Source organism: Kosakonia oryziphila, from assembly GCF_900094795.1.
Classification (GTDB): domain Bacteria; phylum Pseudomonadota; class Gammaproteobacteria; order Enterobacterales; family Enterobacteriaceae; genus Kosakonia; species Kosakonia oryziphila.
The window spans coordinates 20636-30087 of record NZ_FMBC01000056.1 but is presented as its reverse complement, the minus strand read 5'-3'; the positions used below and the strand labels follow the sequence as shown (position 1 = coordinate 30087).

The 9452-nt window shown below is 54.6% G+C and carries 7 protein-coding genes and 1 pseudogene; 2 read left to right on the top strand and 6 right to left on the bottom strand.

What is annotated here, in order from left to right; genetic code table 11:
* Positions 1–368 precede the first annotated feature (368 nt).
* Positions 369–1838, bottom strand: a complete 1470-nt coding sequence (locus tag GA0061070_RS20760; protein ID WP_090138036.1) for an amino acid permease — start codon at positions 1836–1838, stop codon at positions 369–371.
* A gap of 164 nt (positions 1839–2002) precedes the next feature.
* Positions 2003–2869 carry a DNA-binding transcriptional regulator YeiE gene (gene yieE / locus GA0061070_RS20750; protein ID WP_090138034.1) on the bottom strand — a complete coding sequence of 289 codons (867 nt, stop codon included), beginning with the start codon at positions 2867–2869 and terminating at the stop codon, positions 2003–2005.
* Positions 2870–2970: 101 nt separating this feature from the next.
* Between yieE and GA0061070_RS20745 the strand changes: the two genes are divergently transcribed.
* Positions 2971–4020 carry a YeiH family putative sulfate export transporter gene (locus tag GA0061070_RS20745; protein ID WP_090138032.1) on the top strand — a complete coding sequence of 350 codons (1050 nt, stop codon included), beginning with the start codon at positions 2971–2973 and terminating at the stop codon, positions 4018–4020.
* A gap of 72 nt (positions 4021–4092) precedes the next feature.
* The gene (gene nfo / locus GA0061070_RS20740; protein ID WP_090138030.1) at positions 4093–4950 is read left to right on the top strand and encodes a deoxyribonuclease IV; all 858 of its coding nucleotides are present in this window, start codon (positions 4093–4095) and stop codon (positions 4948–4950) included.
* Positions 4951–5405: 455 nt separating this feature from the next.
* Here the strand turns inward: nfo and GA0061070_RS24900 are convergent.
* From GA0061070_RS24900 to fruB, 4 genes and pseudogenes are all read right to left on the bottom strand, one after another.
* A pseudogene (locus GA0061070_RS24900) lies at positions 5406–5516 on the bottom strand (IS110 family transposase); the annotation flags it as partial.
* Positions 5517–5619: 103 nt separating this feature from the next.
* Positions 5620–7314 carry a PTS fructose transporter subunit IIBC gene (fruA, locus tag GA0061070_RS20735; protein WP_090138027.1) on the bottom strand — a complete coding sequence of 565 codons (1695 nt, stop codon included), beginning with the start codon at positions 7312–7314 and terminating at the stop codon, positions 5620–5622.
* A gap of 16 nt (positions 7315–7330) precedes the next feature.
* Positions 7331–8269 (bottom strand): 1-phosphofructokinase, encoded by a 939-nt coding sequence (fruK, locus tag GA0061070_RS20730; protein WP_090138025.1) that lies wholly within the window; start codon positions 8267–8269, stop codon positions 7331–7333.
* Positions 8270–9400: a fused PTS fructose transporter subunit IIA/HPr protein gene (fruB, locus tag GA0061070_RS20725; protein WP_090138022.1), complete on the bottom strand. Its 1131-nt coding sequence runs from the start codon at positions 9398–9400 to the stop codon at positions 8270–8272.
* Positions 9401–9452: the final 52 nt, after the last annotated feature.

Genomic DNA, 9452 nt, shown 5'->3' with positions numbered 1-9452 from the left:
CCTGTCCGCCGGTCAGCGCACCTTACGGTGCGCTCAGTTCTGAATGCAGAACGCCGGACAGGCCTCCCGGGGTAAGCTCAGCCGCTTTCACCACACACCTGCCCAATCTACCACCCCGGCTCTTGATGGTTATGGCCTTTGCAATCAATGGCTTGCTCCGCCTGCCGGGTAGGCCTCGTATCGGATTTCTGTTCGTCAGGTCATGGTTTTGCTCCACGCTTCCTTCAGACCCCGCCTCACGACGACGCCCTTGCGCTTCACTAGTCCTTCGCCACCATCAGGCTGGACAGGGGACTTTCACCCCCAGGCTGCTGAGCATGCCCGGCACACCAAAAAAAGCCCTCATAACGAGGGCTAAAAGAGTGAATCTACTTGCTAAAGTGTTTCGGGAACTCCATTTCGCTATAGCCTACGAAACGAGTGCCTTTGGTCCATTTGTAACCAAGCCAAATCACCAGGAACAACGGGATACCAATATAGGTAGCAGCGACCGCGCCCCAGTCGATGGAGTCGGCGAGAAATGCCTGATAGTTCTGCCCAAGGGTGATTATCAAACAGAGCACGAAGGCAAAGATCGGCCCAAGCGGGAAGAAGCCGGAACGGTATGGCAGATCATTCAGCGAGTAGCCCTGCGCAACGTAACCACGACGGAAGCGGTAATGGCTGATCGCAATACCTAGCCAGGCAATAAAGCCGGTCATCCCGGAGGTGTTCAGCAGCCACAGGTAAACGGTCTGGTTGCCGAACATTGAGGTCAGGAAGCACAGCCCGGCGATCACTGTAGTGGCATACAGCGCGTTACGCGGCACGCCACCCTTCGACAATTTAGCGAAAATACGCGGCGCTTTGCCATCGCAGGCCAGGGTATAGAGCATACGCGTGGAAGCGTACATACCAGAGTTACCCGCAGAAAGCACCGCCGTCAGGATCACCGCATTCATTACCGCCGCCGCAGAGAGCAGACCAGCATGTTCGAACACCAGCGTGAACGGGCTGACGCTGATGTCTTTTACATCGTTACGCAGCAGGCTCGGATCGGTATACGGAATAATCAGGCTGATAATCAGGATGGCAAACACATAGAACAGCAGAATACGCCAGAATACCTGGCGAACCGCGCGCGGAATATTTTTCTCAGGATCTTTAGATTCGCCCGCCGCAATACCAATCAGTTCGGTACCCTGAAAGGAGAAGCCGACAATCATCGCCACACCAATCATTGCCGAAAAACCACCGGCAAACGGCGCATCGCCAATCGTCCAGTTGCTCCAGCCCGCCGGTTTATCGCCATGGAAGATTCCGACGATCATCATCACGCCAACCACGATAAAAATAATGACCGTGGCGACTTTGATCAGCGAGAACCAGTACTCTGCTTCACCAAAGCCTTTTACTGAGATGTAATTAAGCAGAAAGATCACTGCAAGGAATAGCGCGCTCCAGATCCAGCCTGGCGTATCCGGGAACCACCAGGCCATTACCAGTTGTGAGGCCACAAGGTCGACGGCAATGGTGACCGCCCAGTTGTACCAGTAGTTCCAGCCCAGCGCGAAGCCAAAGCCTTCTTCAACGTATTTTTGACCATAAGTAGAGAATGAACCCGAAACTGGCATGAAGGCGGCGAGTTCGCCGAGGCTGGTCATCAGAAAATAGACCATCAGGCCGATCAGAATATAGGAGAACAGCGCCCCGCCCGGGCCCGCTGAAGAAATGGTCGCCCCTGATGCGACAAACAAGCCAGTACCAATGGAACCGCCAATGGCAATCATCGTCAAATGACGCGCCTTAAGTTCACGACGAAGCGTGGGCGCTTCTGTGGTTTTAATTTCGGAAACCATAAGAAAATGCTATCCATCCAAAAAATGAGGCGCGATTGTAGCAAACGAAACGCCCCCCTTCTGGTATAAAACACGTCATATTAGAGAGCTTCATGATAGGCGGCGAATTATAAGTAAAGCAGTGAGTCGTGGATGTTGCGAGCCTGTCGGCAGGCTCGCTGTCATCAGAGAGAGCAATAGCTAATAAAGCGCTGTAATGCGCTGGAGAGGTGTTTCTGGCGATGGTGGATGAGCCACAGCGTGCGCACCAGACGCGGCAGCGGAATAGGAACTTCCACCAGCGAACCACTTTCCAGTTGTTCGGCAATTACGCGGCGAGACAGGCAACTGATGCCCAGACCGTGGCGTACCGCATGCTTGATGGCTTCCGAGTTGCCCAACTCCATACCGAGATGAAACTGCGGCAGGCGCGACAGCAGCAGATAATCAACAAGTTCCCGCGTACCCGACCCCCGTTCACGCAGGATCCACGGCGCGGCTGCCAATTGGTGCAGCGTGACCGGCCCTTGCAATAACGGCGAGGAAGGCGGCGCGAAAACCACCAGTTCATCTTCCAGCCACGGTTCGGCAATAATCTCGGCAGTGTGGCACGGCCCTTCAATCAGACCGATATCAACGCGGAAATCGGCTACCGCATTGATCACATCCTGACTATTGCCGACGCTCAGCTCCAGCGGCAAATTGGGGAAATCGCGACGGTAACGGGCAATCACTTCCGGCAGAATGTAGTTCCCGATAGTACTGCTGGCAAAAACGCGGATGGCGCCATTATCTTCGCGAAACAACTGCTCAATGTCCGTTGCCTGCTCCAGCGCTGCCAGCGCACACGGATAGAGCAGCCGCCCGTGTTCGTTCACCACCAGCCGCTTACCGACGCGGTCAAACAGTTGCACACCAAGCTGTCCTTCCAGATCGGTAAGCGCAGCGCTCACTGCCGATTGAGAGAGCGCCAGTCTCTGCGAGGCCTGTGTGGTGGAGCCGCTTTTCAGCACTTCGGCAAAGACTTCCAACTGACGCAACGTTATATGCATAGCCGCCATTTACCACTTATAAAGATTGATTATAAATATATAATCAATTTTACCTTTAAACCAGTACACCTTACCCTTTTATCCATCAAAAGGAGAAGGTTATGACTGAAATCACACTACAGACTCATCGTCATCCGGCCTGGCGTTTTATCCCAGGCCTGTTACTCAGCGGTTTCATTACGGGTCTCGCCCTGTGGCTTGGTGCAATCCCATCGGTGGCAGGTATGGGATTAAGCGCCCTGACGCTGGCGATCCTTATCGGTATGGTTATCGGCAACACTCTCTACCCTGCCCTGCATACGCAATGCGACAAAGGCGTACTGTTTGCGAAACAGCATCTGCTGCGGCTTGGCATTATTCTGTATGGTTTTCGTCTGACGTTTTCACAAATTGCCGATGTCGGCGTAAGCGGGATTGCCATTGATACGCTGACACTCTCCAGCACCTTTTTGCTGGCCTGCTTCCTTGGGCAAAAAGTCTTTGGGCTGGATAAAAAAACCAGTTGGCTAATTGGCGCAGGTAGCAGTATTTGCGGAGCGGCTGCCGTGCTGGCAACGGAACCCGTGGTCAAAGCTGAGGCCAGTAAAGTTACCGTGGCCGTAGCAACGGTGGTGATCTTCGGTACGCTGGCGATCTTTATTTACCCTGCTCTTTATCCTTTGCTGGGTCAGTGGTTCAGCCCGGAAACTTATGGCATCTGGATCGGTTCTACCGTACATGAAGTGGCACAAGTGGTTGCCGCCGGGCATGCCATCAGCCCCGATGCTGAAAACGCGGCAGTGATCGCAAAAATGCTGCGCGTCATGATGCTGGCTCCCTTCTTGTTGCTGCTGGCGGCACGCATCAAACAACTCAGCCCGCAGGCAGGTGCAGAAAAAAGTAAGCTGACGATCCCGTGGTTTGCACTTGGTTTTATCGCAGTAGCGGTGTTTAACTCGTTTCACCTGCTGCCTCCCTCTGCTGTAAATGCGTTGAACACGCTGGATACTCTGCTGCTGGCGATGGCAATGGCGGCGCTGGGGCTGACCACCCATATCAGCGCACTGAAGAATGCTGGTGCGAAACCGCTGGTGATGGGATTACTGCTGTTTGTCTGGCTGATTGTCGGCGGCGGCGCGATTAATCTGGCCGTTCATCACCTGATGGCATAAACCACTACATGCCAGCCCTGGAGACCCGCTATTATTGACGCTTTCCCATGGCGGGTTTTAACAGGAGTTTTTATGAAATACATTGGTGCGCATGTAAGCGCCTCGGGCGGCGTAGCGAATGCCGCCGTCCGCGCCGCTGAAATCGGGGCAACGGCTTTTGCGCTGTTTACCAAGAACCAGCGCCAGTGGCGTGCTGCGCCGCTGAGCACGGAGACCATCGACGAGTTCAAAGCCGCCTGCGAAAAATATCATTACACGCCTGCACAAATTCTGCCCCATGACAGTTACCTGATTAACCTCGGACACCCAGTGGCCGACGCGCTGGAAAAATCGCGCGAGGCCTTTATTGATGAGCTGACACGCTGTCAGCAACTAGGGCTCACGCTGCTGAACTTCCATCCTGGCAGCCATCTGATGCAGATCCCTGAGGACGAGTGTCTGGCGCGTATCGCCGAATCCATCAACATCGCGCTGGCGCAAACTGAAGGGGTAACAGCGGTGATTGAAAATACCGCAGGCCAGGGCAGTAACCTTGGGTTTAAGTTTGAGCACCTGGCGGCGATTATTGATGCCGTGGAAGATAAATCCCGCGTCGGCGTCTGCATTGATACCTGCCACGCGTTTGCCGCAGGTTACGATCTGCGTACCGGGCAGGCCACGGCAGAAACGTTTGCTGAATTTGAGCGCGTGGTTGGTTTCCAATACCTGCGCGGTATGCACCTGAACGACGCGAAAAGCGCGTTTGGTAGCCGCGTTGACCGTCACCACAGCCTTGGTGAAGGTAATATCGGCTATGAAGCGTTCCGCTGGATTATGCGCGATGAGCGTTTCGATGGCATTCCGCTGATCCTCGAAACCGTCAACCCGGATATCTGGGCGGAAGAGATTGCCTGGCTGAAAGCGCAACAAAACGCTGACGCGACGGCATAAATCATCCTGACGGCTGCCCCGGTATCCATTGTCTGAAGGCGTTTCTTTTATCAGTCCTGTGGGCCTCGCTTATCACATCGCTATACTACAGAATGCACCGTTTGCAGGTCGGATAAGACGTTTACCGTCATCCGACCTGCAAACGGTGCCAGTGAGTTACTACCGGCAGCAAATTACGCCATAAAATCTATGGTCACCCCCCGTTTTTGCAACACAGATTTTGATTTATGGTGGGCTTGCGTAAATCTGTTCGGCATCTGGTGAGCACTGATGCCCGCGCCACGATGAGTTCCGCGCCTGCCGAACCTTAAAAGGCCGTCGGCTTCATAGAGCCATTTTTTATGTCAGGTTCATCAGCAGGCCGATATGCCGTTCATGTCATCAATTATCTGTTGTCGCAAAACCAGAAAGTAACGTGTTAATTAACTGAGCTGACGAGTTTTTCGTTGGCTCTTTTTACTACGGGAAAACTTTTTACGTAACAGTGCATGACCTTTTTCGTCCTGACAGTGTACGTGGAAGGAATGTTTACCGAGATCGATACCAATAAGCGTAACGTTTTGCATGATGGTTCCCTCTGAAATAAAACACCCTGCCAGCGTACCGCTCACAGGGTGGGGGTGACCATCTCATTAGGCCGCTTAGCGGCCTTTTTCACAACGTAACGTATTATGCAACTTTCGCAGCCGCTTCCGTTTCCGGACGTTTCAGGAAGGCATACACCAGACCTGTCAGCAGCGTACCGGCAACAATAGAGAGCAGGTAACCGAGAACCGGCGTAATCGCACCCGGGATCAGCAGCACAAACAGACCACCGTGTGGTGCCATCAGTTTTGCGCCAATCGCCATTGAGATAGCGCCTGTCAGCGCACCACCAGCGATACAGCAAGGGATTACACGCATCGGGTCACGGGCCGCGAACGGGATAGCCCCTTCAGAGATAAAGCACAGGCCGAGAACCAGAGCCGCTTTACCACCTTCACGTTGACCTTTATCGAACTTGTTACGTGCAACCAGCGTTGCCAGACCCATTGCCAGCGGCGGAACCATACCGGCCGCCATAATAGCTGCCATCGGCGCGTAAGTCTGGGTACTCAGCAGACCCACCCCAAACGCATAAGCCGCTTTGTTCACCGGGCCGCCCATGTCGGTACACATCATACCGCCGAGGATTGCGCCCAGCAGAACAGCGTTTGCCGTGCCCATGGTTTGCAGCCAAGAAGTCAGACCGGCCAGGATTTTCGCAACCGGCGCACCAATCAGGTAAATCATCGCCAGACCGACAATCAGACTAGAGACCAGCGGAATGATCAGAATCGGTTTCAGCGCTTCCATACTCGGCGGCAGCTTCAGACCTTTACTGATGGCTTTTGCCAGATAACCGGCGAGGAAACCAGCGATAATACCACCGATAAAACCGGAGCCGGTGCTCACTGCCAGCATCCCGCCGATCAGACCCGGCGTCAGGCCCGGACGGTCAGCGATGGAAAAGGCGATGAAACCCGCCAGCACCGGGACCATCAGCGCGAATGCCGAACCACCACCGATTTTCATCAGCGCAGCCGCCAGCGTGCCTTCTTCTTTAAACGCGGTAATACCGAAAGCAAAGGAGAGCGCAATCAGCAAGCCACCCGCCACCACCATCGGCAGCATATAGGAGACGCCGGTCAGCAGGTGACGATAAGCGCCAGCACTCTCTTTTTTCCCTTCCGAACTTTCAGACTGTGCCTGACCTGAAGGCTGGTAAGGCTTCGCTTCCGCGACAGCTTTATCCAGCTCCTGAGCCGTTTTCTTCAGCGCCAGACCCGTTGTGGTACGGTACATCGGTTTACCGGCAAATTTTGCCAGGTCAACTTCAATATCAGCGGCAACGATGACCAGATCGGCTTGCGCCACCTCTTCTGGCGTAATGGCATTACCTGCCCCCACAGAACCACGCGTTTCTACTTTCACCCACCAGCCGCGTTTTTTGGCTTCGGTTTCAATGGCTTCTGCTGCCATAAAGGTGTGTGCCACACCGGTCGGGCATGCAGTCACCGCAACAATGCGTTTCGGGCCATTGCTGGCTACTGGCGCAGCCGCTACTGCTGCTGGTGCAGTGTAAATCGCGGCATGGTTTTTCGCTTCGCTGAGGAACAGCTCAGGGTGTGCCACTGCACGATTGATATCGCCCAGCCATACTTTTTTTCCGCCGAGTGCGCTGTCGTTTGGCAGTTGACTACCCAACACAATCGCCAGTTCCGCTTCGCCAGGGTTTTCGATGAATTGCAGATTTGCTTTCTGTGCCGCCGCGCTCAGCAAGGTCTTCGCCATATAAGCGCGGGCCTGTCCGAGTTCGGAGTCAATAATCAGCAGCGTTTTCATTATGCCTCTCCTGCTGTTAGTTAAAGGGTTTTAAGTCAACTCGCGCCATCATCGCGGCTAACTGGGTACGGTCGGTAATACCTACGTTACTCTGACTAACCGCCAGTGCAGCAACAGCAGTAGCCAGGCGTAATGTATGTTCACTGGACTCACGCATCAGCAAGCCATAAATCAGGCCGCCGACCATAGAATCCCCTGCGCCAACGGTGCTTACCACTTCCATTGACGGCGGTTTGGCAATCCATTCCCCTGAAGCGTTAACCCACAGAGCCCCTTCTGCGCCCAGCGAGATCACCACGTGGGCGATCCCCTGTTCGCGAAGCGCGTGAGCAGCTTCAATAACATCCTTCAATTCAGGTAATTTGCGGCCTGCCCAGATTTCCAGCTCGCGGCGGTTTGGTTTCACCAACCACGGCGCAGCTTTCAGGCCAGCCACCAACGCATCACGACTGCTATCGAAAATAATGCACGGGCATTGGCTGCGCAGGCGTGTCATCCAGTCAGTAAAGGCTTCCGGGCTGACACCCGACGGCAGACTGCCGCTGACGCAGACCATATCGAACTGTCCCAGCCAGCTCAGCGAATCATTAACAAAACGCTCCCAGTCGGTCGGCGTCACTTCAAAACCAGAGAAATTGAAATCGGTAACTTCACCGTCTTTTTCCGTCAGCTTCACGTTAATGCGTGTACGCCCGGCAACCACCTGGAAACGGTTGGCGATACCCAGCTCGCTAAACAGCTGTTGAAAGCCATCCTGGTTGTCTTTACCGAGGAACCCACCAACGGTTACGTCAATGCCGAGATCTTTTAGTACTTTCGCTACGTTGATCCCTTTGCCCGCAGCATGCAGGCCGGTCGTGCGAACCAGGTTCACTTCGCCGCGTTCAATTTCCGGAGTGAAACCCACCAGATCATAGGCCGGGTTCAGGGTAATAGTGGCAACACGTCTGCTCATTTATACGCCCTCCCCAAGACCGGCAGCGATGGCTTCGCCAATCGCTTTCAGCGCCTGTTCAGCGTCACTGCCTTGAGCTGTGAAACGCAGGCGATGCCCTTTTTTCACGCCCAGCGCGACAACTTTCATCAGACTGCGGCCGTTCGCTGGTTTACCGGTGCCGTCAAGGTTCGTCACGGTAATTTCACTGGTGAATTGTTTGATGGTGTTGACCAGCATGGTGCCCGGACGGGCGTGCAGGCCGTGCTCGTTACGCACCACAAACTCATCGCTCAGCACATCGCCAGTCATCGCATCATCGCTGGTCAACAGCGCCAACAGTGTGGCCGCATCAGCATTCAGCAAGCTGTCAGCTTTGTTCTCTAACAGCAGATCGCCCAGTCGCTTCAGCACGGCAACAGGCTGCTCATCGGCCATTGCAACGCTGACCAACAGCGCAACTTGTTCACCCTCGACGTCGAACGGCGTTTCCGCGCGGCTTACCGCCACGGCGCTCAGCAGATTGCCTTCTGCGCTATCGTTCAGCCAGATGCCCTGACCGAGGTTCAGCGGTTTCTCGTTAATCGCACGCGTAACGTAAGCCGCGTCAACCGCACCGGCTTCTTTCAGACGTGCCGCATTCAACGCCTGAAGTGTCAGCAGATCGCTTGCTGCAACATCAAGAGTTAAGGTGTCGTTATCCAGCTTCAGCGCCTCGCGCTGTTTTTCGCCCATCAGCAGGGCACGCAGCTCTTCAGCCGTGGTGGCGGATTGCAGTTGCGCAGCAACGTCATCATCGCTCAACACATGCGTCAGCTGACGCAGCAGGCCGAGGTGTTCATCGGAACTTGCAGCAATCCCGATAGCAACATAGGCAACCTGACCCTCGCTCCACAGAATGCCCTGCGGGAACTGGAACACTTTGACGCCGGTTTTCAGCACCTGGTCGCGTGTGTCGGTTGTGCCGTGTGGAATGGCAATACCATTGCCAAGATAAGTTGAGGTTTGCTGTTCGCGCGCCAGCATGCCGTTGACGTAGCCATCAGCTACATTGCCTGCTGCTGCCAGCGCTGCTGCGATCTGGCGGATAGCCTCTTCTTTATTACCGGCCTGCTGGCCCGGATGGATATCCTGAACGGATAACTGGAACATGTGACCCTCTCTTGCTGGTGTTGAATCGTTTCAGCTAACATGAGAAATAACG

Coding starts and splice junctions, on each gene's coding strand:
- fruA (WP_090138027.1), bottom strand. CDS start 7,314: ATGAAAACGCTGCTGATTATTGACTCCGAACTCGGACAGGCCCGCGCT.
- yieE (WP_090138034.1), bottom strand. CDS start 2,869: ATGCATATAACGTTGCGTCAGTTGGAAGTCTTTGCCGAAGTGCTGAAA.
- nfo (WP_090138030.1), top strand. CDS start 4,093: ATGAAATACATTGGTGCGCATGTAAGCGCCTCGGGCGGCGTAGCGAAT.
- fruB (WP_090138022.1), bottom strand. CDS start 9,400: ATGTTCCAGTTATCCGTTCAGGATATCCATCCGGGCCAGCAGGCCGGT.
- fruK (WP_090138025.1), bottom strand. CDS start 8,269: ATGAGCAGACGTGTTGCCACTATTACCCTGAACCCGGCCTATGATCTG.
- GA0061070_RS20760 (WP_090138036.1), bottom strand. CDS start 1,838: ATGGTTTCCGAAATTAAAACCACAGAAGCGCCCACGCTTCGTCGTGAA.
- GA0061070_RS20745 (WP_090138032.1), top strand. CDS start 2,971: ATGACTGAAATCACACTACAGACTCATCGTCATCCGGCCTGGCGTTTT.